This window comes from Paenibacillus silviterrae (assembly GCF_030167925.1).
Classification (GTDB): Bacteria; Bacillota; Bacilli; order Paenibacillales; family NBRC-103111; genus Paenibacillus_G; species Paenibacillus_G silviterrae.
Genome location: NZ_JASKUT010000002.1, coordinates 1,379,176 through 1,405,124, shown reverse-complemented (window position 1 = coordinate 1,405,124; position 25,949 = coordinate 1,379,176). Strand labels below are relative to the sequence as shown.

Annotated in this window: 17 protein-coding genes; 15 read left to right on the top strand and 2 right to left on the bottom strand. The window is 52.8% G+C overall.

Features of this window, described 5'->3' with window-relative positions; genetic code table 11:
* Positions 1-176 precede the first annotated feature (176 nt).
* Positions 177-1,370, top strand: coding sequence for an MFS transporter (locus tag QMO62_RS29155; RefSeq protein WP_284645999.1), 1,194 nt, complete (start codon positions 177-179; stop codon positions 1,368-1,370).
* Positions 1,371-1,422: 52 nt separating this feature from the next.
* Complete coding sequence (locus QMO62_RS29150; RefSeq protein WP_284645998.1) at positions 1,423-2,265, top strand: aldo/keto reductase; 843 nt, start codon at positions 1,423-1,425, stop codon at positions 2,263-2,265.
* A gap of 51 nt (positions 2,266-2,316) precedes the next feature.
* On the opposite strand, the gene QMO62_RS29145 is transcribed toward QMO62_RS29150, so the two are convergent.
* Entirely contained in the window at positions 2,317-2,694 is a 378-nt protein-coding gene (locus QMO62_RS29145) for a winged helix-turn-helix transcriptional regulator (RefSeq protein WP_284645997.1), read from the bottom strand.
* Between the two features lie 473 nt (positions 2,695-3,167).
* Here QMO62_RS29145 and QMO62_RS29140 point away from each other — a divergent pair, with 473 nt between their 5' ends.
* Positions 3,168-3,680, top strand: a complete 513-nt coding sequence (locus tag QMO62_RS29140; RefSeq protein WP_284645996.1) for a DinB family protein — start codon at positions 3,168-3,170, stop codon at positions 3,678-3,680.
* A 231-nt stretch (positions 3,681-3,911) separates the two neighbouring features.
* Here QMO62_RS29140 and QMO62_RS29135 read toward each other — a convergent pair whose 3' ends face one another.
* A complete protein-coding gene (locus QMO62_RS29135; protein ID WP_284645995.1) occupies positions 3,912-6,221 on the bottom strand; it encodes a helix-turn-helix domain-containing protein in 2,310 nt (769 codons plus the stop codon).
* A 241-nt stretch (positions 6,222-6,462) separates the two neighbouring features.
* Here QMO62_RS29135 and QMO62_RS29130 point away from each other — a divergent pair, with 241 nt between their 5' ends.
* The 12 genes from QMO62_RS29130 to QMO62_RS29075 all read left to right on the top strand — a co-directional run bounded on the left by QMO62_RS29130 (position 6,463) and on the right by QMO62_RS29075 (position 25,930).
* Entirely contained in the window at positions 6,463-8,085 is a 1,623-nt protein-coding gene (locus QMO62_RS29130) for a type 2 periplasmic-binding domain-containing protein (RefSeq protein WP_284646720.1), read from the top strand.
* Between the two features lie 94 nt (positions 8,086-8,179).
* Complete coding sequence (locus QMO62_RS29125; RefSeq protein WP_284645994.1) at positions 8,180-9,142, top strand: ABC transporter permease; 963 nt, start codon at positions 8,180-8,182, stop codon at positions 9,140-9,142.
* An 18-nt stretch (positions 9,143-9,160) separates the two neighbouring features.
* Positions 9,161-10,039, top strand: a complete 879-nt coding sequence (locus tag QMO62_RS29120) for a carbohydrate ABC transporter permease (protein ID WP_284645993.1) — start codon at positions 9,161-9,163, stop codon at positions 10,037-10,039.
* A gap of 52 nt (positions 10,040-10,091) precedes the next feature.
* Entirely contained in the window at positions 10,092-15,476 is a 5,385-nt protein-coding gene (locus QMO62_RS29115) for a polysaccharide lyase family 8 super-sandwich domain-containing protein (protein ID WP_284645992.1), read from the top strand.
* Positions 15,477-15,487: 11 nt separating this feature from the next.
* Entirely contained in the window at positions 15,488-17,164 is a 1,677-nt protein-coding gene (locus QMO62_RS29110; protein ID WP_284645991.1) for a DUF4091 domain-containing protein, read from the top strand.
* Positions 17,161-18,441, top strand: a complete 1,281-nt coding sequence (locus tag QMO62_RS29105; protein WP_284645990.1) for a Gfo/Idh/MocA family oxidoreductase — start codon at positions 17,161-17,163, stop codon at positions 18,439-18,441. The genes QMO62_RS29110 and QMO62_RS29105 overlap by 4 nt, the downstream gene beginning before the upstream one ends.
* Before the next feature lie 24 nt (positions 18,442-18,465).
* A complete protein-coding gene (locus QMO62_RS29100) occupies positions 18,466-19,617 on the top strand; it encodes a glycoside hydrolase family 88 protein (protein ID WP_284645989.1) in 1,152 nt (383 codons plus the stop codon).
* 161 nt (positions 19,618-19,778) lie between these two features.
* Complete coding sequence (locus QMO62_RS29095; protein ID WP_348651736.1) at positions 19,779-20,207, top strand: hypothetical protein; 429 nt, start codon at positions 19,779-19,781, stop codon at positions 20,205-20,207.
* Between the two features lie 2 nt (positions 20,208-20,209).
* Positions 20,210-20,818 (top strand): gluconate 2-dehydrogenase subunit 3 family protein, encoded by a 609-nt coding sequence (locus QMO62_RS29090; RefSeq protein WP_284645988.1) that lies wholly within the window; start codon positions 20,210-20,212, stop codon positions 20,816-20,818.
* Positions 20,808-22,442: a GMC family oxidoreductase gene (locus tag QMO62_RS29085; protein WP_284645987.1), complete on the top strand. Its 1,635-nt coding sequence runs from the start codon at positions 20,808-20,810 to the stop codon at positions 22,440-22,442. Before QMO62_RS29090 ends, QMO62_RS29085 begins: the two co-directional genes overlap by 11 nt.
* A 151-nt stretch (positions 22,443-22,593) precedes the next feature.
* Positions 22,594-24,231 carry a GMC family oxidoreductase gene (locus QMO62_RS29080; protein ID WP_284645986.1) on the top strand — a complete coding sequence of 546 codons (1,638 nt, stop codon included), beginning with the start codon at positions 22,594-22,596 and terminating at the stop codon, positions 24,229-24,231.
* Positions 24,232-24,415: 184 nt separating this feature from the next.
* Positions 24,416-25,930: a glycoside hydrolase family 28 protein gene (locus QMO62_RS29075; RefSeq protein WP_284645985.1), complete on the top strand. Its 1,515-nt coding sequence runs from the start codon at positions 24,416-24,418 to the stop codon at positions 25,928-25,930.
* The last annotated feature ends 19 nt before the right edge of the window (positions 25,931-25,949 follow it).

Sequence of the window (25,949 nt, the reverse complement as noted above, 5' to 3'; positions counted from 1 at the left end):
TTCAGGGACGTTATTTGTTTCCAAGCAAAAACGGTATAGGTACTTCAAAGTACCTACAGTACTTAAAAGTGCGTACTTTTCTCTGCGTCAACTATGCATCATAATAGCATGTGCCGGCCGGCCGATATAATCACAGCTTGTTCCTATACAAATCAACGAGTAAGGAGGCACATGCATTGAGTCAAAAAAATAACACGCTGGCGCTTTTGGCCTTGGCGGTTAGCGCCTTTGCCATTGGAACCACTGAATTTATCAGCGTAGGGCTGTTACCCCTTATTTCACAGGATATGAACGTTCCGGTTACAACCGCAGGGTTGACCGTTTCTCTGTATGCGCTCGGTGTTACTATTGGAGCTCCCGTCCTGACTTCTTTGACGTCGAACATATCGCGCAAAGCTTTGCTGCTTTGGATTATGATCGTCTTCATTATAGGCAACACCGTCGCGGCGATTTCGACAAGCATCGAGCTGCTTCTGATTGCCCGCGTCATTTCCGCCTTCTCCCACGGCGTATTTATGTCGATCGGTTCGACGATCGCAGCCGCGGTGGTTCCCGAGCATCGCCGGGCGAGCGCGATTTCCTTTATGTTCACGGGACTTACCGTAGCTATCGTCACAGGGGTGCCCTTCGGGACCTTTATCGGTCAGCAGTTGGGGTGGAGAGCCGCTTTTGTCGCCATCGTCGCTATCGGCCTTATTGCACTCATCGCCAACAGCATGATGGTGCCGTCGGGTTTACAGAAAGGTAAACGCGCCGCCTTCAGCGATCAGTTCAAATTAATAACCAACGGCCGCATCTTGCTGTTGTTTATCATCACGGCCCTGGGCTATGGAGGAACGTTCGTTGTTTTCACCTATTTGGCCCCGCTGCTGCAAGAAATCACCGGCTTTCACCAAAGAGCGGTCGCCGTTATTTTGCTGGTATACGGGATAGCCATCGCCATAGGCAACGTAATCGGCGGTAAGGCGGCCAATCGCAATCCGCTTTCGGCCCTTTTTTATATGTTCATCATACAAGCGGTTGTGCTGCTTTTGCTTACCTTCGCCGCAGAGTTTAAAGCTGGGGCACTAATCGTGATTTTTTTGATGGGCTTAATGGCTTTCATGAATGTTCCGGGGCTGCAGCTCTACGTGGTTATGTTGGCCGAGCGTTTCGTCCCCTCCGCGGTTGATGTCGCCTCCGCGATCAATATTGCCGCATTTAATGCCGGAATTGCTGTCGGTTCGTACTTGGGCGGAGTGATCACGGATTCGATCGGTCTCATCCACACGGCCTGGATCGGTGCCTTGATGGTGTTTGGGGCTGTTGTTCTTACCGGCTGGAGCATGGCATTGGAACGTAAAGACAGGAAGCGCGCGGCGACAACTTGAAGTGAGAACGAGGAAGTAAAGAAGAATGCGACATAAAATGGAGGAATTCCCTATGATGAAACATTTGCAAGATACGACAACTCTACACAACGGTGTTGCCATGCCCTGGCTCGGGCTGGGAGTATTTAAAGTGGAAGAAGGCCCCGAGCTTGAGAATGCGATAAAGACGGCTATCCGTTATGGATACCGCAGCATCGATACGGCGGCCATCTACGGTAACGAAGAAGGCGTAGGTCGAGGCATCCGTGCAGGTCTGGAAGCGGGCGGCATACGGAGAGAGGAGCTCTTTGTCACCTCCAAAGTATGGAACGCCGACTTGGGATACGAATCGACGTTAGCCGCGTTTGAAACAAGCTTGGGCAAGCTGAACCTGGACTATCTGGACTTGTATCTCATTCACTGGCCTGTAGAAGGAAAGTTTGAATCCTCTTGGAGGGCATTGGAAACACTCTATAAAGAAGGCCGGGTAAGAGCGATAGGCGTAAGCAACTTCCACATACATCACCTGCAACGACTGCTGCAGCAAGCGGAAATTAAGCCGATGGTGAATCAAGTGGAATTCCACCCCCGCTTGACACAAGTCCCGCTGCGTGATTTTTGCCAATCGCAGGGGATTCAATTTGAGGCTTGGTCTCCCTTAATGCATGGTCAATTGCTGGACAATCCGGTCTTGAAAGAAATTGCGGACAGGCACAACAAATCCGTTACCCAAGTGATTCTACGCTGGGACCTGCAGAGCGGCATTGTGACGATTCCCAAATCAACCAAAGAGCATCGAATCGTTGAAAATGCATCCGTATTCGACTTTGAACTCACCCAAGAAGAGATGGAGCGGATTGACGGATTGAATCAAAACCTTCGCGTCGGCCCGGATCCGGACCATTTTGATTTTTGACCTACATCAGGGGGTTACCTTCAACATGAGGGTAAGCCCCTTATCTTTAAATCAGCTTTCTTGCAATAGCTTTTGGGGAACGGCAACCGCCTCGATATGCTTCTCACCCCATGAGCACATGGCATCCAGAATCGGTTTAAGCGACCAACCGTATTCGGTCAGCGAATAAACGACCTTCGGCGGCACCTGATTGTAAGTTGTTCGTTTTACCACTCCATCGTTTTCTAACTCTCGCAATTGCTGTGTCAGCATTTTTTGAGTGATGGAGGGCATTAATCGCTTCAGTTCGCTAGTTCGCTTCTCTCCCTTATCCAAATGGCACAAAATAACAACCTTCCATTTGCCGCCGATCACGTCGAGAGTGGCTTCGACCGGAATGTTATACATGATGGTAGTAGATACCTCCCCAATATTTAATTTGAAGATCATTTTATATTACCACCGGGGCCGATAATGGACAACACCATAAAAAAATGCAAAACAAGATTTTGCTTGTGGCTCTACCTAATTCCGCGGACTTCAATCGAATTATCGTGGCAAGTGATAATGAGGGACAAGAAAAGCACCTGTCAGCCAGGTGCTTTGTCGTAATAGACAGCTTTGGAATCGCCGTCACTTGCCGGTTTGTTTTCTTCTTCGGTATACATTATAACCGAATAGCGCAAGAACGGGACCGGCAATGCTAAGCCCGATGACTAACCAATCGGCGGGGGAGAAAGCAGGCCACATTCGGATGTCTCCTCAAATATGTAGGTAAAAGCTCTATTTTATTATTGTTGATTTTGGCTGATTCCATTCATAGCGTCCACCTCAAGACTGTGCCCAATGTTGCTACGATACTTCCAAAAATGATATGCTCTTATCATATACATATTTTAACATTTGAGAAGGAGCGTGCAGACATGTATCAAAGCATCAATCAATTTATTAAAGATTGGGAGATGGAAGCTTCATTCACATTGAAAGTGCTGGAGACGTTAACTGACTCGTCTCTTAACCAAGCGGTATCAAAGGAGAAGCCTAAGACGCTTGGCGATTTAGGATGGCACTTGGTTGGCGGTCTTGGAGCGATTCTCGAAGCCGCGGGATTGCAAATCGAGGGACCTGATTATAAACTGCCTACGCCAACTAGTGCAGCAGAGATCTCCAAGAGCTACCGTCAAATGAGCGATGCAGTTGTTACGGCATTGAAGGGGCATTGGAACGATGAGAAGCTGTCCGAAGCTCTTAAGTTGTTCGGATTTATAGATACAACCTACGCAGGAGTTTTGAACATGGCAGTGCGTCACCAAATCCATCATCGCGGACAAATGACCATTCTTATACGGCAAGCAGGCTTGGTTCCTCCGGGAATTTATGGCCCTAATGAAGAAGAGAGTGCAGCGATCCGTGCAGCCATGACCGAAATTAAATAATGTTAACAACGCCCTCTAATCAGCTGTTCAACGGACTTTAGAGGGCAGTAGCCATACTAGGTGCAAAGTCTCCCGAGCAGGCGGCTGCAAATGCCAGGGCAGGGGATCGATTGTTAACGGCACAAGGGATTGAGCGATTACATCAATACAAATGACAATAAAAATGACCTGAGGCCCTAGCCTCAGGTTTTTTGTATATAGAGGGAGGTTTCTGATGCAAGTTTGTCAGCATTATAACCGGCTGTCGGATATATTTGCCGAACCGGCATTGATTTCCCTATATTTGCCAGGCGTCATGCCTTCCTGCTTCTTGAATACACGGATAAATCCGATATCGGTAGCATAACCGACCTTGTTCGCCACCTGCAGGATCGTCAGGCCCGGATCACAGAGATGCTGCTTAGCCAGCTGCATACGTGTCTCCACGATGTAATCCGTGATATTGATGCCGTTTTGTTTCTTGAATAAAGCGGACACGTACTGAGGGGAGAGGCCGAAGCGGTCTCCGATCGATGTAAGCCCCAGACCGTTGTCGGAGGCATTGGCTTCGATATACCTTCGGATATCTTCATTTAACTGGGAGCTTTGACCGTTCCGTGCCTCCGTAACACTGTCGCAGATCCCTTGGCAAAGGTCCTGGATTTTAGAGAGCATCTCCTGTGCGGAAAGACTGTTCATAATATATTTCGTAGGGTCGGCTCCTCTGAAAACCTTGCGTTCATCAATCTGCAGCGCCCCTAGAACCTTCATCACCGTGCTTAACAGATCGATGAACAGGCATTTGCCCATCTGAGGGGTGATCCCGAGGGAGACAATATTATACACATACAATTCGTTAAGCAGCTCGACGACATGGGAGGACTTGCCGCTTTTTAAATAACCCATCAATTGAATTTCCGTCTCGATCGGGTAATGGTAATATGCCGTCTCCAGCTGAACCAGCTCATCATAATAAATGCTCGAATTAATTCCGTGAATAATGCGGTAGTCCAGGGCGCTGAGCGCTTCCTCATAGGCATATTTCATTTCACGGACGTCTTGATGAATGGAGCTGGCGGCAATCGTAATCTTCATCTTGAATCGATTCTCTACGACATCCTTCAGCTTCCCGATGAGCTCCGCGCGTGCCAGCTTTGAGCTGTCGGAGCCATCCGGCAAGCTGAGCACGATCGCCAGCCGATTCCTGTCCGTTTCCACCACATAACCGCTTTCTCCGATTAACTCCGTACTGAGATTGACAAGAATAAACCTTCCGAGCGCCCACTCCTCTTCGCTGTCATTACGCGCGAAACCGGAATGATCATCCACTTCAACGAGCAGCACACTGAAGCAGCCGTACGGAAACTGAATCCCCATATAACCGAAGGTCTGGTCATTCATGTCATCCCGATGGGTCTGGCCCTTCAGCAGGCGGGTGAGGAAGTGGGCCCGGACGACGGGAAGATGGTCCTTCAGCTTTTGGTGAAGCTCCTTGCTCTCCAGCATTTGCCGCTTGATGGAGGATTGAATAAATTCGTAATCGTTCCCGGTATGCTTGATCTCTTCTTTCCCGCCCAGCAAGGTGACGACCATGTCCCGGATGGGACTGTAACTCCGGTAGGCCATCCATAAGGCGGCGCAGGTTCCAGCCAGCAGAGCGATGCACAGAAGCGTCAGCGCCCATACCTTGAGCTCGTTAACGCGATGCAGGATATAGCTTTCCGGCATGACGGACACATATCTCCATCCGCTTTCTCCCTTGGTGTAGGAAACCATATAGTTTTGACCATCCATAGGATAAATCTCGGAATGGCCGCCGCTCATGGTTTGGTATTGAATTACTTCCGGGAGACGGCCCTTCGGCGTAGAAAAGAGCATTTGCCCGGCGGCATCAACAATGAAGATGGAGCCTTCGCCCGCCCAGTCCATTTTTTTCAAAATAGATGCCATTTGCCGTTCCCCTATTTGAATCAGCAGGGTGGCCCGAACGTTATCCCTCTCGCCTAAAGGCAGCGTAACCGCGCAGGTGATCACATTCTTGGGAACCGTCGTGTCCATAACCGGCGAGGACGGCCAGCAGGTTTTGAAATGGGAGCCGGAGAAAAAGCGATTCCTGACCTCCTGAACCGTCATATCCCGATATGGAGCGATTTGGGCGAAATAGGTTTCTGTATCCGTTTTCATACTTGGAGTCAGGATGATATCCGATTGATCCAGCCGGATCAAAAAATTGTCCACGAGCATTTCGCCGTAACGCATGTTCCTCAGTGCCGTTACCGCTTCGGTGTACCCCAAATACTGCTCGCCGTTATCCAGGTTCCAAAGTGTCTGCAGCTTAGGATGCGTCGAAATTTGCAGGAGCAGCCGATCGATATCCCGCAATTCATTCTCCATAATCTCGCCTGCCTGCTCCAGCATGGCCAGGTTGGAACGGTTGGCATTGTCGACCATGTTTTTTTCCACATTGGCGTAGAGAAGAACGGAGATCGATACGGGAATCAGCAGAATGAGGAGGTAGGATAGCCATAAGGTCAGAAATACGCTTTTCCGTGCTTTTCGCATCTACACTCCCCCTTTTTGGTTAAAGTACACCCACTCCTCCAAGATACCATGATAAAATTAGTAAAGACAAGTGAAATACAGGAAGATGTGAAGAACGGTTTGCCCGATAGAAAACGGTTTATGCCTGATGTGAAGGACGGTTGGTGCAGTTTGCAACGGATTATAGGCAGAAAGCCCGCGACGGCCTAAAGTAAAACGTGAGAGAGGTCACTCAACCATGAAGGAGGGTCCACCCATTATGATGAAAACAAAGAAAGCTGCGGCTTGTACCGTTAGCGTATCGCTTCTTGCCGGAGTTCTTGCCGCTTGCGGCGGCACAGGAGAGACACCGAAGAACAGCGAGCCGGCGACAACGCCTCAGGCCCAGACAGAAGCGCAATACCCCAAATCCATCACCTATTGGACGGCATTGAATGCCAACGTAGCGGCTACAATGAAAAACTACAATGAAATTGCCGCTTACAAGGAATTGGAGAAAATCACCGGAACGAAGGTGGAGTTTCAGCATCCGCCGGTCGGGCAGGAAAAAGACCAGTTCAACCTGATGATCGCCTCCGGCAAGCTGCCGGATGTCATCGAGTACGGCTGGAATGCGGCACCGAAGGGAGCAGACAGCTTAATTAAGGAAAAACGCATTCTTCGTTTGAACGAGCTGATCGACAAGCACGCTCCCAACTTGTCCAAGCTGCTGAAGGAAAAGCCGGAATTCCGCAAATTGATTACTACGGACGAAGGCAATATCTATGTTATGCCGTTCCTGTATGGAGACGAAATGTTATCCGTCGTGAACGGACCCGCCATCCGGAAGGATTGGCTGGATAAGCTGGGTCTGAAGGTACCGCAGACGATCAGTGAATGGGAGAACGTCCTTGTCGCCTTCCGCGATAAAGATCCGAACGGCAACGGGAGGAAGGACGAGATTCCGCTGCTGTTCACGGTGCATCCGAGCAATGAAATCGAGCTGAGCCATATGCTTGTGGGAGCTTGGGGCATTACGAACGAGTTTTACCAGGAGAATGGAAAGGTCAAGTTCGGCCCGATGCAGCCGGAGTATAAGGAATTTTTGACCACAATGGCCAGGTGGTACAAGGAAGGGCTGCTCGACCGGGACTATGCCACGACCGATTCCAAATTGAAGGACGCGAAGGTGACGGGTCATCAAGTCGGTGTCATGAACGCTTATGCCGGAAGCGGGATTGGCCGTTATATTCCGTTACTGAAGGGCTCGAATCCGGAAGCTACCTTGGCGGGCCTTCCTTATCCTTCGGCTAAGGAAGGGCAGAAGGCGCTCGGACAGTACAGTTATCCGTTCACCGGCATTGGTGCGGCAGTCAGTGCTACCGCTGCCAATCCGGAGCAAATCGTCAAATGGCTGGACTACAAATTCGGGCAGGAAGGTCATATGCTGTTCAACTTCGGAATCGAAGGCCAAAGCTACAAAATGGAGAACGGCTACCCTAAGTATATGGACGTTGTACTGAACAATCCGGATAAGCTCCCGATTGCCCAGGCGATGGCCAAGTTCTTCCAAGCCTCCTACAGCGGACCGTTCGTGCAGGATAAGCGGTACATCGAGCAGTTCTACACGATGCCGGAGCAGCGGGATGCGCAGAAGACGTGGATGCAGGCGGACCATTCCAAGCTTATGCCTCCGATTACGCTGTCGGCGGAGGAAAGCTCGAAAACGGCCTCTATCATGAATGATGTGAAAACGTACCGCGACGAAATGTTCGGCAAATTCATCATGGGCTCCGAGCCGATCGCGAATTTCGATAAATTCGTCAGTACGATCAAGGGGATGGGGATCGAAGAAGCGATCAAAGCACGTCAAACAGCCCTCGACCGCTTCAACAGCCGCAAGTAGAGATAAGGCTCCGGCGGGGCGGGGGCAAGGGTAAGATAGCCCTCCGTTTCCGCCGGAACTGCTTTCCAGACCCAGACCGACAGGAGGGCCACGTATGTCCACCGTAATCAAAGAGCAAGCAGGCCGGCCTTCAGCAGAGGATAAGAACAGCTTCAAATACCGGGCCATCCGGGATTTGGCGGTGAATAAATATGTTTATCTCATGCTGGCCCCTGTAGTGCTCTACTATTTCGTCTTTTACTACACACCCATGTATGGCTTGCAGATTGCATTTAAGGATTTTTCTCCGGGTCTAGGGATGTGGGAAAGTCCTTGGGTAGGCTTCAAGCATTTCCAGGACTTCTTTAACAGCTACTATTTCTGGAGATTGCTCCGCAACACCCTGTTGCTCAGCTTGTATGAGCTTCTATTTGCTTTCCCTGCATCAATCCTTTTGGCTCTGCTGCTGAACGAGCTTCGCAGCGCCGTCTTTAAGCGAGCCGTGCAGACCGTCACCTACATGCCGCATTTCATCTCCATTGTCGTGATTGCCGGGATGATGGTCGATTTTCTGGCAAGGGACGGACTGATTAACAATGTGCTCGCCTGGTTCGGCATCGAGCCCATTGCGTTTCTTCGCGAAAGCGGCTGGTTCCGTACGATCTTCATTTCCTCCGGGATCTGGCAGAGCGTCGGCTGGGGCTCCATTATTTATTTGTCCGCCATGTCCGGCATCGATCCGTCCTTATATGAAGCGGCGAAGGTGGACGGAGCGAACCGGTGGAAGCAAACGATGCACATTACCCTCCCGGGTATTGCTCCGACCGTGATCATTTTGCTGATCCTGCAGATCGGCAACTTCATGACGGTAGGGACGGACAAAATTCTTTTGCTTTACAACAGCAGCACGTACGAAACGGCGGACGTCATCGGCACCTTCGTGTACCGCAAAGGGATACTTGAATCCGATTTCAGCTACAGCGCGGCTGTCGGTTTGTTCAACTCGATCATCAACTTCATATTGCTGGTACTCGCCAACACCATAAGCCGACGCACCAGCGAAACCAAGCTGTGGTAAAGGGGGATGGCATCGTCCATGAATCAACGTACATGGGGAGAAAAGCTGTTTGATGCGTTTAACGTTCTATTCATGATCGCTTTGTCGGTGTTCACCATTTACCCGTTCCTGTATGTCCTGGCGGCTTCCCTTAGCGACCCGGCCTGGGTGGTGCAGACCCGGGGTTTGATCTGGTTTCCCAAGGGCTTTACGCTGGAGGCGTATAAGCTCGTTTTTGACAATCCGTCGATCCTCACAGGGTATACGAACACGATCGTGTATGTAGTTCTGGGCACCGCGCTCAATATCCTTATGACATCGCTGGGGGCCTACGCCTTATCCCGGCAAAGCGTCATGTGGAAAAATCCGATCATGTTCCTGATCGTATTTACCATGTTCTTCAACGGCGGCTTGATCCCGACGTATCTGCTGGTTGAGAACATCGGCCTGCTCGATACGCGCTGGGCCTTAATTATTCCCAGTGCGATGAGTGCGTTCAATCTGATCATTATGCGCACGGCCTTCCAAGCGGTCCCGGTCAGTCTTGAGGAATCCGCCAAGCTCGACGGGGCGGGGGATTTCACCGTCTTGTTCCGCATCGTGCTTCCGCTGTCCATGCCGGTTGTAGCGGTCATGATCTTGTTCTATGGCGTAGCGCACTGGAACGGCTGGTTCAACGCTCTCATTTATTTGCGAACTAGGGAGCTGTATCCGCTCCAGTTGATTCTGCGGGAAATTCTAATCACCAATAGTACGGATTCCATGTTAACCGGGGCCGCCGGCGGGGATAAGATGTCGATCGGGGAAACGATCAAATACGCCACGATCATCGTCGCGACGGTTCCGATTTTGTTCCTCTATCCCTTCCTGCAAAAGTATTTCGTGAAAGGTGTTATGATCGGAGCCATTAAAGGCTGATCCATGAGTCGATGAGTCGAAATCCCACCCGTGTAAAAAGAGGTGATGCATTGTGAGGAAGAATCGACGGTTCATCTTGACCCTTTGTATCCTGCTGTTCCTGCCAAGTCTGCTGCCGGTATCGGCACAGGCAGAAGGTCCTTCGGATGCGTTCGATACGCTTCGTTTGAAATGGAAGGACGTGCTGAACGGGGGAGCCTGGGCTGATCCCGGCGACCCTGATCAGGCAGATCAAATTCGTCTGATTGAAGAGAAGGCTGCCGGCGTATGGGAGTCTCTTCAGACCGGGGAAGGGCGCAAGGCTTGCGACTGCTTGTGGACGGATCTAACCGGGGAGACCCGGTCCGGCAACAATGTCGTTGCGTATGAGCGAATTCGCACTATGGCCTTAGCCTATTCAACTCGGGGAAGCCATTATTTCGGGGATGCGTCGCTGCGATCGGCCATAATCGATGCCTTGGAATGGAACTATGCGAATCGATATAACGAAAATACGGCCCGGTACGACAACTGGTATCACTGGGAGATGTCAGCTCCCCAAAACTTAATGGATACGATTGTGTTGTTATATGACGAATTGACGGCAGAGCAAATCGGGGGTTATCTCAGAGCGGTGAAGGCTTTCTCGCCCGATCCCAATTTGACCAACGGCTCCGCCGCCACCGGGGCAAACCGGGTGGAGAAGGCTTGGGTCTACATGCTCAGAGGCGTCCTGGCTAAGGACGGCGCTGAAATCGCCTTGGCTCGGGATGCGCTAAGCGACAACACCCGCACGGCGACTTCGACGAACGGGCTTAACAATGTATTCGCCTATACGACGATCCCGGAGGCCGACGGGATGCATGAGGACGGATCCTTCCTTCAGCACGGGCCTCATCCGTACATCGGAAACTACGGAACGACCTTTTTCCAGCTGCTGGCGAATGCCGTGTATTTGCTGGACGGCTCTGCATGGGAGGTGACCGATCCTTCGGCGGCTAACCTGTTCCGATGGGTGTATGACAGCTTCGCCCCAACCCTGTATAAGGGCGGGCAGATGGATATGTTCCGGGGAAGGCTGATCTCGAACTCTGGGGTGCAAAGCCATGTGGCCGGCCACAGGGTCATCCAGGGGGTGCTGACGGCCATGCTGTTCGCCCCTCCTGCGGATGCAGCGGCATTTGCAGGGATGGTGAAAGCCTGGGTAACGGAGGATACGTTTCGTCCCTTTCTCACCCATGCTCCGCTGTTTTATTCCGCCGCTGCGAAGAGGATTGATCACGATGCCGGAATACAGCCGTATGGCGACATGGCGATGAATAAAGTGTATACCCAGTCCGACCGTGTGGTGCACCGACGCCCCGGATTTGCCTTCGGCATCAGCATGTCGTCGAGCCGGGTATTCCGCTATGAATCGATTAACGGCAACAACCTGCACGGCTGGCGTACCGGCGACGGAGCGACCTACCTGTATAACGGAGATTTAGGCCAGTATGACAAGGATTACTGGGCGACGGTTGACCCTTACCGGCTGTCCGGCATCACGGCGGATATTCAGCCCCTGGCCGACCGTGCGGGACAAAGCACGAAAACGCCGCATAACTGGGTGGGCGGCGTATCGAACGGGGAGTTCGGCGTGGCCGGCATGCAATTTAATCCGTATGGCACAAGCTTGACCGGACATAAATCATGGTTCATGTTCGATGATGAAATTGTTGCGCTTGGCACGGGCATCTCTTCCTCCCGAGAGTTTCCCGTGGAGACGATCATAGAGAATCGGCGCTTGGATGCTGCCGGCTCGTCCGTACTGACCGTAGACGGGGTGAAACAGTCTAAGGGCATGGATGGAGCAGTGCAGACGTATGACAACGCAGGATGGGCGCATCTGACCGGTCCGGCGCCCGGCTCGGATATCGGTTATTATTTCCCGAACGGGGGTACGGTGAAAGGCGCCAGGACCGCTCAAACCGGTACTTGGGGGGCGATTCAAGGTCCTGCGGAAACGGAACCGATTACGCGCAGCTATCAAAGACTGTGGTTCGAGCATGGAACCAGGCCGGCTGGGGACACCTACGCCTATGTGCTGCTTCCGGGCATGACCGCGGCGGAGACGGAGCGTTATGCGGGAGATTCCTCCATTCAAGTGCTGAGCAATACGCCGGAAGTGCAGGCAGTCCGTGAAGGGAGCATGGGCATCGTCGGCGCCAACTTCTGGACGGAGCGTCCGGCCAGTGTTTTCACAAACGGTACGCCATGGATCACAAGCCGTTCCAAGGCATCCGTCATGACAGAAACGACGGTGAATACACTAGACGTATCGGTATCGGACCCGACACAAGCGCAAACCGAGCCGTTGATGCTCGAAATTCATCAGGCGGCTGAGGGGGTTCTGGAGCTGGATCCGCGTGTGAAGGTATTGCAGCTGAGTCCTACGGTTCAGCTGTCCGTGGACCCTGTCGGTGCAAAGGGAGCTTCGCTGCATATCAAGCTGGCCTTAACCCGTCCGGCTGCGGATCAGTTGCCTCCAAGCACACCGGCGCAGCTGTCGGCGGCACCGGTATCGAAGAGCGAGATTCGGCTGAGCTGGTTGCCTTCCACCGATAACTCCAGTGTGGCCGGCTATGAGGTGTTCAGGAACGGAGTGAAGATCGGCGTTGTCTATTCGCCTTCGTTCCAGGATACCGGCTTAGCGCCGAATACAAGCTACAGCTATTCGGTAGCCGCCTTCGACCCGGCCGGTCTCCGATCCGCCATGAGCGAAACGGTAAGGGCTGTGACGCTTGATGCCAATGCTTATCTCATCCGCGATGATTTTAACACATCCGCTTCAGGCGAGCCGCCGCCCGGATACACGCTTGATCTTACAGGCGGAACGATCGCCATTGCCGAGGTGCCGGATGCCTCCGACAAAAGCATGAAGCTAACCGATACCGCAGGCAGCCTAGCGGTCGTCGCTACCAAGCCGATCGGCTCGCAGTCGGAGCCCGTCCGGGCGGAATTCAGAATCATGCTGCCGGCAGCAAGCAGCTACCATTCCTGGAACCTGCAAGGGGACGGGACGGTGAATGCAGTTACGGTAATGACGAGCGGGGGCAATCTCATATTTAAAAACTCAGCCGGAGGTGATACCGTCCTTCAGCCTTACTCGCCGCAGGTCTGGTATACGATTGCGATTCTAGCCGATCCGGTAACCGACCGAGCGAATATTTACGTAAACGGCAGCCTGAGGGCAAGCGGGGTCCCGTTCAGGAAGCCGGTAGCCTCGCTGAACAACTTCTCCGCCTCCACAGGTACTTCGGGAACGGGCGTTCACTACCTGGATGACGTAGTCGTCTATCCGTTTACCGTCTGGGCTGAAGACAGCTTCGATCATGAGGCAACGGGAGCGGAGCCGCGTGGGTATACTCTCCGCACGGAAGGCGGTTCTGCCGTCATTGCCGCTGCACCGGGAGCGTCAGGCGGAAGTCTCAAGCTGCACGACACAAGCTCCAGCGCGACGGTTTCAGCGCAAAAATCGTTCCTGCCCGCAAAGAGAACGGCTGTTGAGTTTGATATCCTGCTGTCCGAGGAGTCCGATGGATTCTCCTGGAGTTTGCAAGGAGAGTCCGGTGTGTCAGCGGCAACGATTCAAGGTTCTAAAGTTGGGCTGATCGTCCAAGGCGCCGCAGGGTCCCATGAGGTCGTGGGCAACATGGCTCCGAACACCTGGCATTCTGTCAAAATGATGGTTGACGCAGCCAAGAACCGTTACTCGGTCTTCTTCGACGGCAGGAAGGCAGCCGAGCTGGAGCTGCAGTATCCTCTACCCGAGGTTTCCGGATTCCTAGTGTCTTCAGGTGTGGAAGAGACGGGGACGGTCTATACAGACAACGTGAAAATCTATCCGTATGAATATTTGATCGACGACGATTACAACCGCGAGCCCAGCGGCCAATCTCCGTCCGGCTATGTGCTGGACGCACGCGGCGGCCCCATCACGATAAGCGAGACGCCGACGGCAGCGGATAAAAGCTTGAAATTCGAAGACAGCAACAGCCGCGCTTCCGTCGCAACGAAAACCTTTTTCACCCAATACGGTCCGGTTGTTGCGGAATTTGATGTGATGCTTCCATCGTACAGCACCTTCCATTCTTGGAATCTGAAGGATCAAGCCGGCACGAACGGGATTACGGTGATGTCTTCCAATATTAATAATCGTCACGTTTTCACGTATAAGAATTCATCAGGTGGAGATACCGTCATACAGCCGTATAGTGAAAACACTTGGTATCGCTTTAAAATCATTGCGGACCCGGTGACAAATCGCTTTTCCCTGTATGTCAACGGCGAACTGAAGGTGATCGATCAAGGTTTCCGTTATTCGGTATCCCATTTCGCCGGCTTCGCGGCTTCTACCGCCACAGGAGGCTCGGGCACCTTTTATATGGATAATCTGAAGGTTTACCCCGGCGGTTTACTGGAGACGTTGAATCCGGTCATCACCGTGGGCGGCGGACAGAAGCTGAGCTGGCCATTATTTCAGGCGTTCCAGGCGCCCGAATATAAAGCGGAAAGCGTTTCTTTCGGCGATGTGACCTCCTGGGTCACGGTGGAAGGAAACGTGGATACATCCAAAGTCGGCGATTACACGCTAAGTTATAACGTTCAGGATCCGGCAGGGAGGAAGGCTCGCGAGGTCAGCGTCACCGTGAGTGTGTATAACCCATCCACAGGGACGCATGTATCCGTTAGTAACGATGGGGCATCCGTGCAAACAGGCAATGCAGCATCCGTCTACAGCATTCGTGCCAAGGTGTGGGATGCGGACGGGGATAAGGTGAAAGTAACGGCCGCTGTAGGCGGGATACAGAAGTACGTAGTACTGGAGGTCCCGCCACGGACAGAGCCTGCCCTGCCTAATGTGGAATTTTCCTGGAGCGGAGCCGAGCTTCCGGAGGGCGAGTATCGGAATATTCTTGTCACGGCTGAGGATGCTTACGGCAGCAAGGAGGAGTCGGCCTACGCAGGCGTCTTCCTCGTCGATAAGACACCTCCGGTCATCCGGCTGGAGGGAGCAGGGGAATACACGGTGGATCAGCCGGTCAAGGTTACCTGCAGGGCAACCGACACCGTCTCTGGTGTGACGTACAGCTCCTGTGAAGCGCCGCTGCTTCAGTCCCCGGCGTACCAGCTGATTCCGGGTGAACACAGGATTTCCGCATACGCTTCCGATGCGGCGGGAAATCAAAGCACGGCGGAGGCAGTCGTTACGATTCGGGTGACCAGGGAAGCTGTGAGCAGTCTGATCCGCGGGTGGGTATCGGGACCGGGTGAATTCGGACTGATCCAATCCATGAACGGAAAGCTGGAGAAAAAGCAGTACGATGCGCTGATACAAGAGGTTCGGGCACTTAGGGGCAATAAGCTCACGGAAGCGCATGCCGACCTGCTGATACGGTTTATACAAGCGCTGGACTAAGGAGAGCAGTCATGAACAGCAGCCATGGGATTCATTTGAAAACAAGATTGATAAGCGCTCTCGCCAAGGTGTTCGCCGACGGGGAGCTTTCTTCGCCGGTCTTCTCAAAAGCATCGGCCTTACGGAAAGAAACCTTTTCATTTCAGGTTGCCTACCGTGCCGCTGAGCGAATCCGCAATATGAGGGTTTCGGTAGAGTCGGACCTGCAGGAGGCCGTAACGCTTCGCCGTGTAGGACTTGCGCCTTCGGAGTATCCTGTCAGGGATCATCACGACGGCTATGTGCTGCGGTCGACGCCCGGCTTATACCCGGATCCCCTCTATCCCTTGTTAGGGCAGGAGGAAGTACCCGCATTGGGAGGACAATGGCATGCGATATGGGTTACTGTCCGGCTTACCGAGCAGTCTGCGGCCGGTCTTCACCCGATCCGCATTGTGTTCAAGTCATCGGAGGGCGAGGTGCTAAGCGAGGAAACCTTTCATTTGGAGGTGCTGCCGCCGCTGCTTCCCAAGCAAACTCTTTTTCACACGGAATGGTTTCACGCGGACTGCATTGCGGAGTATTACCGGGTGGGCATCTTCAGCGAGAAGCATTGGGAGCTGATCGGTGAATTCATCGAAACGGCTGTGAAGAACGGGGTCAACCTGTTATTGACCCCGCTGTTTACGCCTCCGCTCGATACCCAAGTCGGGGGAGAACGTCCGACCGTTCAGCTGGTGGACGTTACGTTGACGGAGGATGGCTATGCCTTTGGCTTCAACAGACTGAAGCGCTGGGTGGAGCTTGGCAGAAGCAAAGGGATCGAGTACTTTGAGTTTTCCCATTTGTTTACCCAGTGGGGAGCGAAGCATGCTCCGAAAATCATCGGGTGGCAGGAGGGGGAAGCCCGCAGGCTCTTCGGCTGGGAAACGGATGCTTCCGGCCCCGAGTACAAGGGCTTCCTGGCCCGTTTTCTTCCTGAGCTGGTTTCGTTTATCAAGCAAAACGGCCTGGAGAAGCTCGTCTTCTTTCATGTCTCCGACGAGCCGCATCTACCGCATTTGGAAGCGTATGCTTCCGCCGCCGGGATTCTCGACGAACATTTGAAGGGCTTCCCCAGAATCGACGCCCTGTCCGATATTGCCTTCTACGAGAAGGGGGTGGTGCCGACACCGGTACCTGCCTTGGATCGCATCGAGCCATTTATTGAGCGAAACGTCACTGGGTTATGGACTTACTACTGTAATTCCCAGTTTGTTGACGTCTCGAACCGTTTCTTTGCGCACGCGTCGGCACGAAACCGGATCATAGGCTACCAATTATACAAATATGATATCAAAGGCTTTCTTCATTGGGGCTTTAACTTTTGGTACAGCCAGTATTCCAAGAGGCTCATCGATCCGTTCCGGGTTACCGATTGCGGTCTTGCTTTCCCTTCCGGGGATGCCTTCGTTGTTTATCCCGGTCCGGAGGGGCCGATCGAATCTCTGAGGCTTGTTGTATTTCACGATGCCCTTCAGGACTTGCGGGCGTTACAGCTGCTGGAGCGTTACATCGGCAGGGAACAGGTGCTGGCGCTGATCGAAGAGGAATTGGATACGCCTCTTACGTTCAAGGTGTATCCCCGTGAAGATGAATGGCTATTAGCCGTGAGAGAGAAAGTGAATCGACGGATACTATCCTATGAGAGCGAGCTGAGCAGTCCATGAAACTATTACAGCCTGTTACTGCAGTGCTTGTAGGCGCAGGGCAGCGGGCCATGATTTATGCTTCCTATGCGAAAAAGCATCCGGAGCGCCTCAGGATCGTAGGTGTCGCAGACCCGGATACGGAGCGAAGAAGACTTGCGGCGTCCCTCTACGGCATTCCGGAATCACAATGCTTCGACTCCGTGGAAGCGTTGACGGCAGCCCCTAAGCTTGCCGATGCGGCGATCAACGGGACGATGGATCGTCTGCATGTGGATACGACGCTGCCTCTTCTGGATGCGGGGTATCACGTGCTGCTGGAGAAGCCGATAGGCATTCATATGGACGAGATCGCCGTATTGCGCGAGGCGGCGCAGCGACATCATAGGATTGTCATGATCTGCCACGTGCTGCGGTACGCTCCGTTCTATGCCGGCATCCGCAAGACGATAGCCTCCGGTGAAATCGGAGAGATCGTCAACATCCAAACGGCGGAGCATGTGAGCTACCATCATATGGCGGTATCTTTTGTTAGGGGGAAATGGAACAACGAAGCGGTTTGCGGCTCTCCCATGCTGCTGCAAAAATGCTGCCATGATCTGGATATTATTGCCTGGGTAATGAACGGGGTGAAGCCCGTACGAGTCGGGAGCTTCGGGGGTCTGGTCCATTTCAGGCCGGAGCATGCTCCGGAAGGAGCGGGGAAGAGGTGTTTGCTGGATTGCAGCATCGAAGCGACATGTCCCTATTCCGCAAAGAAGCATTATATCGAAAATGACAAATGGAATTTTCATGTGTGGGACCACTTCGACTTGGGAGTCCAGCTTACGGATGAGGAAAAGGTTCGCATCCTGAAGGGGGAGAGTCCCTACGGCCGATGCGTGTGGCATAGCGATAATGACGTGGTTGACCGGCAATCCGTGATGATGGAGTTCGAGAACGGGGCCACGGCTACTCATAATATGATCGGCGGCGCAGCGAAATCGTATCGTACCCTACATATCGTGGGGACCAAGGGCGACATTCAAGGGAATCTGGAGGACGGCTATTTCGTGGTCCGCAAACCGAATACAACCCACGGTTTGGATTATGACGAAAGGCGAATCGATTGCAGCGTGACCAATGACAGTCATGGCGGAGGAGACCTGCTCCTCGTCGAGGATTTCGTGCAAGTGCTGCAAGGAAGGGAGCCTTCGCTTTCCTACACGGCGCTTGAGGAATCCATCTACGGTCATGCCATCGCATTTGCCGCCGAACGGGCACGGAAGGAAAACCGGCTGGAAGCTATTCATCTATAACACCAGATAAAAGGAGTAAACCGAATGACTTACGTTACGGCTATCGAGGACGCTATCTCGAAAATCAAAAACAATTTGCTGCGCCGGGGCGATCTCTTCCCCCATATTAAGAACGGTGACAGCTCCGAAAAGCACTACGTCTGGCGGGAAAATACGGACTGGATCGAAGGCTTCTACACCGGAATGGTATGGCTCAGCTATGAGTATACGGGAGATACGTTCTTCAGGGATGCGGCCGTCCGGCAAATCGATGATTTCCGGCGGCGGCTGGACGGAAATGTCAGTCTGAATCATCATGACATCGGCTTCCTCTACTGTCCTTCGGCCTTGGCCGGCTGGATCGTGGAAGGCAGCGAGGAGGCTAGGCGTCTGGCTCTCGATGCGGCCGATAAGCTGCTGGAGCGGTGGCGTCCGAAGGGGCAGTATATTCAAGCCTGGGGACCCGAGGGGGATCCGGAGAACGGGGGCCGGATCATCATCGATTGCTTGATGAATTTGCCGCTTCTGTTCTGGGCTTCGGAGCAGACCGGCGAGCTCAAATATAAGGAGATCGCCGTGAAGCACGCGGACCTGAGCCGGAGATACCTGGTGCGGGGAGACGACTCTTCGTATCATACCTTTTACTTCGATCAGGAGGACGGCAAGCCAGTTCGCGGCGGAACGCATCAAGGCTTTCACGATGGCTCCACCTGGACGCGGGGCCAGGCTTGGGGCATCTATGGCTTTGCTCTATGCTACCGGTATACGGGAAATCCGCTCTACTTGGAAACCTCGAAGCGGCTGGCGCGCTACTTTATCGAGCGTATGCCGGAGGATCACGTGGTGTACTGGGACTTCGATGTGACCCAAGGGGAGGGAACGTACCGCGACAGCTCCGCCGCGGCCATTGCAGCCTGCGGGATGCTGGAGCTGCTGGAGCACCTCGAGCAGCTTGGGCAGGCCGATCAGGAATACAAGGACATTAGGGATGCTGTTCAACGCTCCATGCGATCCTTGTATGAGAACTATTCCACCCGGGATCAGCCGGAGGCGGAGGGAATCCTGCAGCACGGCTCCTACTATGTCCGCGGCAACCTGGGACCTGATGATTATATCATCTGGGGCGACTATTACTATTTGGAAGCGCTGCTTCGCATGGAAAAAAGGATTCCCGGGTATTGGTACGAAAGGGGTTAGGAGAAAGCTTTACGGAGTCGGCGGTGCATTTGAATACAAATCACGAATTGAGCCCGGAGTAGATACTCCAGGCTTTTTTTCGTTTTACCGTTACCCCTAATTTTTTGAACTTTCCTCTTAGGAATTCTGCATGAAATTACCAAATGGAGGAATCCTACAACTTGTATGAAAAACAATCGTGGATGGTGATGGATTTGGGTTGGAACGGATGGACGCAGGATCGCGTTTTTCTTCTTGCGACGGGTTTGTTATTCCTTGTTGTTTTTGTGCAGGTCACGTTATTCCATTATCGTCAAAATTTCCGGCATTGGTCGATGTGGATTCCTGTGATCGCCACTCCGCTGTTCGGTTTGAGCATACTTCTCTTTACCTATTACCATGTTAACTGGCTGCTAAATCTACTGACAGTACTGCTGTCCGTCGGTATCCTGGCAGGAGCCTACGGCTCATACATGCATATCCATGGTGTAGGTGAACGCGTAGGAGGCTATGAGCTTCGCAATTTCATGACCGGCCCTCCGCTTACTTTGCCCGCTTTGATATCCGCCTTAAGCTTGCTTGGGCTGATTGCATTGTATTGGGGGGGATGAAGATGTCCGAGTATAAGGCTCATTATCCTGAGTTTGATGTTTTGGACCAGGAGGAGCATTGGGATCCCCACACGAGGGAAATTGTCAAGAAGCGGTTGGAGACTGATTCGTTTTATTCCTATCGATTTTTCAACCCGCAAGAAGCGGAAACGTTATCCCTGCTTTGCTCGATCCTGCTCGATGACCGGCGCGATGCGGTGATGGCCTACGTGGTTCATCATTTCGACAAAAGCTTACATGCAGGAATAGGCGAGTCTGAACGTAAGGCTGGAGTGCCACAGCAATCCATTCTGCTTCGCGAAGGGCTTGCTCAATTCGATCAAGCTTGCAGAGAACGGTATGGCGGGGCGTTTACAGCTCTAGATGATGAAGCCCAAAACCAAGCCGTCAGCCGTTTCATGCAGGGAGATATATCTTCGAACCTAGGCCCGCATGGGGTCTCATTGGAAGATTTCAGGGATAAGCTGTTCGCTGAGGCTGTGGCGGCGTATTACTCGCATCCCTTCATTTGGTCGGAAATCGGGTACGCGGGTCCTGCCTATCCTCGGGGGTATGTCCGTTCGGAGCTGGGTTTAACCGATCCTTGGGAGGCCAAAAGAGATGGGAACTAGCCGCGATTCCGTTACACATCATACGGATCATTACTTGAATCACCGGAGCAGCAGCCTGAAACAACGTAAATATCAAGATGATGCGGACATCTGTATTGTCGGAGCCGGTGCTGCCGGAGGTGTACTGGCATATGAATTGAGTAAAGCCGGTCTTAAGGTGGTCGTGATCGAGGCTGGCCCATTCTGGAATCCGCAAACGGATTTCGCCAGCGATGAGCTGTCGATGACCCACCTGGGCTGGCAGGACACACGGATCGTGAGCGGCGGCAACCCGCTTAAGCTCGGCCATAATAATTCCGGCAGGGGCGTTGGGGGCGGCACGACTCATTTTACCGGTGTATTTCTTCGCTTTCATGAGAGTGATTTTCGCACGAAAACGATGGACGGCGTGGGGGAGGATTGGCCGATTACCTATCAAGACCTCGAGCCCTACTATCAACAAATCGAAAAAGAAATCGCCGTATCCGGACCGAAGCATTTTCCGTGGGGCTCTTTTCACGGCCCGTATCCTTATCCCGAACGCGAGCCCATTAGTGCGAACGCGGAAATCTTTCGGATCGGCTGTGAGAAGCTTGGCATTCGAAGTGTGGTGGCACCTCTAGCCATTAATTCTGCGCCGTTCGACGGGCGGCCTCCATGCATCAACCGAGGATTTTGTAATCAAGGGTGCATGCCGAATGCCAAATTCAGCACGTTGGTTCATCATATCCCGAAAGCGATTCAGCTCGGCGCGGAAGTGATTTCCGATAGCATGGTGACTCAAGTTCTTGTCAACCTGGAAGGCCGGGCAACCGGTGTCACGTTTGTCCATGAAGGGAAAACCTATGAACAAAAAGCCCGTATCGTCATCTTGGCCAATTTCGTCATCGAGACGCCGCGCCTTCTGTTGAACTCCGCCAACGCTCTGTTTCCCGACGGATTGGCCAATTCAAGCGGCTGGGTAGGCAAATCCATACTCGTTCACAGCAGTAACGATGTATACGGCAAATTCCCGGAGGAAATCCGCCTATACAAGGGCACGCCGGTTCTCGCAACCACACAGGAGTTCTATGAAACGGATCTTGACCGGGGGTTTGCGCGGGGCTATACGCTTCACGCACACGGCTCCCGTCCGGTGGAAATGGCCAAGGGTATTTCCGCTTCAGAGAAGCTATGGGGGCGCGCATTGCGCGAGACGATGCTGGATTACAACTTTTACAATAGAATTACGCTCGTCGGTGAAGTGCTTCCGGATTCTGCGAACCGCGTCGAGCTGGCGGAGGAAAAGGACGAATACGGCATGCCGCTGGCCCATGTTTCTTTCACTTACGGAGCCAATGACTTGAAGCTAATCGACCATGCCGTTTCAAAAATGGAAGATATTATCCGGGCGGCTGGGGGAACCCCGGCCTATGTCACCAATGATACGGCACATCTGATGGGCGGATGCCGTATGGGTAATGATCCCGAAACCTCTGTCACGAACAGCTTTGGGCAGACGCACGACATCCCGAACTTGTTTATTTGCAGTGCCAGTTTGTTTGTTACCTCCGGCGGCGGCAATCCGACCAATACCGTGATGGCTGTTGCTGCAAGAACGGCCGATTACCTTATTGATCGGATCAAGCATCGAGAGATCCATTGATTGAGACATATACTAACAAAGGGCTGCCGCGTGGCAGCTCTTTGTCGTTTTCCAAGCTTTAACAAAAATAAAGTTGGGAAATGTGTCACATGGAAGGGGGGGAAACAATATTTTGCAGGTGTAGGCATTTAACATTAAAGGAGGAAGTGCTTTGCGTGCTCGAGTACGAAACGACAGGGGTCTTACCTATGATTATATTGTTATCGGAACGGGACCTGCCGGAGCGGTATTAGCCAAGACCCTTACAGATGATAAAAAAACTTCTGTTCTTGTTCTCGAAGCCGGGGAAAACAAAGACAAGGACCGGCCGATTAGAGACTCCACTTTTGCACCGGAGCTTGAAGAGCAATTTTTTGCGCAGTACTTTTGGCAAGGGGAAGGGACTCCTCAGGAAGGGCTTGACGAGCAAACCTTTGAATGGACAACAGGGCGTTTGGCGGGCGGCGGTTCCTCCATTAACGGGGAGCAATACGTGAGACCTACGGCAGCTGTTCTGTCCAAGTGGCAGAGGCTGCTCGGACCTGCGTGGTCGCCCCGGCGGGCCTTGCAGCGGTTTAAGCGGATGGAACGCTTCAACGGCGAAACCGACAATGTTGAGGCGCATGGTTATCGCGGGCGAATCGATATTCGCCAGGCTCCGCAGCATCCGACAGCCATGGCGAAGAAGCTTGTGTCCGCTATCGAAAGGGCGACGGGCTTTGCGGAAATTATCGATTATAACGATCCGAATACCCCGCTTGGTCCCTTCACCCGATGGCAGCTTTTCCAAAAGCCGAACGGACGAAGAGAAAGCTCTTCGACCGCCTTCCTGTCAGCAGATATTATAAACCCAAACGGCCGCGGCGTACATGGACGAAAACTACATGTATCCTTCAAGTCGACGGCACTTCGCGTCCTTTTTAAAAATAAAACGGCAGTGGGGGTTTCATTTTTAAAAGAGGGGCGGCAGCATAGGGCGTACGCCCGAAAAAAAGTCATCGTATCGGCAGGTATTAATAGCGCTCAGCTTTTAATGCTCTCGGGTATCGGTCCCAAAGAGGAGCTTAAGGCAGCAGGAATTCCTGTTGTATTCTCAAATCCCAACGTGGGCAAAGGGTTAAGAAATCATACGTTAAATTTTGCAACCTTTACAACCAATCCAAGGGACGCGGCACTGCCTGCCGGAGATCCGAATGCGCTTTATACCGGCGGGGCTTTCCTCCCCGACCCTACCCCCGGCGCCGATCCCTTGGAGCGTGCCGTACAGCTTTTCGGAATGGGTTCGGGTGATACTTTAACGCTGGGGATTATTTTCCTGAAGCCCAAGAGCCGCGGTTCGATTCGACTTCAAAGCAACGACCCCTTACAAATCGTTCTTGCCGATGAAGGATTTCTTCAAAATCCGGATGATCTTACCGCGGTAAAAAATATATATAAAATTTATATACGAAGAATCGCCGCACAGCTGGAGGCCATTGATCCGTCCTATCGCCTGCTTTCTCCCACCATGGATATTATTCAGGACGACGCCAGGCTGGAAGCCTTCATTAAAGAAACCTTTGAACACAATCATCACCAGCAAGGCTCACTGCGGATGGCACCTCTTCGAAAGGCGGGAGTAGTCGACCGACGCGGAGCTGTACATGGCGTTAGAAACCTGCATGTTGCCGATGACTCCATCATTCCGTTTACCGTGGATGGGAATACTTCCGCCCCCGCCTATCTCATCGGGCTGACGGTTGCGGAGCAATTGCGCAAGCGAAAGCTAGTGATGAAGCGTAAACGTTACTGGGAAAGCTACGAGGAGTAAATTTCATTAGAGGCCTCAGGGCTTTGGACAATGAAGTCGAAATCGGGCAAAAAAGTACTACTCTCCGGCGAGCGACTATATCCGCCTTTCAAAAAATGAAGCTTGCGGGTTAAGAACGCTGTGTATTATGGTAGAAGAACGATAGAAGCAAAGACACAAGCGCCGGGGAGGAGTATGGAAGTACATGTTATATAATATCAAAGACTTCGGAGCCATAGGTGACGGTGTTACCAAGGATACGGCAAGCATCCAAAGGGCGATCGATTATTGTGCAGAGCAGGGCGGGGGTACCGTTATGGTGCCTAATGGTGAATTTTTATCGGGAACCATACAACTGCGCTCCTATGTTGAGCTGCATTTAACGCCGGCAGCCAGAATTGTAAGCAGCACGGAGAAATCCGATTTTATCGCTCCGGCAGAGGAGGAAGCGGCGCAGCTAAGCGAAGGGCAAGGAAGCAGGGCGCTTGTCTGCGCAAGGCATGCGAAGCATGTCGCCGTTACGGGCCTTGGGACCATCGACGGCCGGGGCGAGCACTTCCTGGAGCCGGAGGACGGAGTAAGCGACTATGTCTTGGAGCCGTTAGTCGAGTTTCGCCCGAAGCTGATCGACTTCGAGGGCTGTACGAATGTCGTCTTCCGGGATGTCACCCTGTATCGGGCGTCCTCCTGGGGTTTGCATATGACCGGCTGTAATCAAGTGACGGTGGACGGGGTCAAAATCCTCGGGCAGGTCCGCGGACCGAACAATGACGGTATCGATCCGGATTGCTGTAAGGACGTTCATATTTCGAACTGCCATATTGAAACGGGGGACGATTGCATCGTCATTAAGACGACGAAATACGGTGCGGAGCGTTATGGAGCTTGCGAGAATATCACGGTGACCAACTGTACGCTGCAATCGCACGATTCGGCCATAAAGATCGGTACGGAAACGCATGCGGATATCCGCTATATTACCGTGACCAACTGTGTCATTCGAAATTCGAACCGCGGCGTCGGCATCTGGGTACGGGACGGCGCGACGATGGAGAACATGCTCTTCTCCAATCTGTTTATTGAGACGAGGCTGTTCAGTAATGATGAGGAGATCAAGCGCACGCTCCGTTGGTGGGGCAAGTCGGAGCCGATCTTCATGACCGCCGAGAGAAGGAATACACCTAACGCTCCGGCACCGGGAACCATCCGCAACATCAGGTTTGACCAGCTGCTGATCGAATCCGAAGGCTGCATCTACATAGAGGGCTCTGAAGAGAGCCGGATAAGCGGCATATCCCTCCGTAACGTGAAGCAGACGATGCGCGTGAAAAGCGGCTACCCGGGCGGTGTATTCGACACCCAGCCATCGGCCCGAGGCGTTTTCCCGCATCATATTCCGGCTATCATCTTGCGTTATGCTGATGACGTTACCCTTAGCGACGTTGAAGTCAAGTGGGGAGAAGAGAGGAATGCCCACTGGTCCAACGCTTTGTACGGAGAGCATCTGGAGGAGCTTCAGATTCAAGGCTTCAGAGGGAAGGCTGCTCAGGACAGCCTGAGCGTCATCGATTTGCGGCATGTGCAGGGACTGGCGATCGAAAGAACGAAGGCGCTGCCGGGAACTGGCGTTTATCTCTCACTTCTGGATACCGAGGTGTCGGAGCAGGATTTGCGGAGCTGCAGCTTGTCCCATGCGGCGGTCCCGATCGAAAGAACATAGCTACCGTCCGTGGCAATCT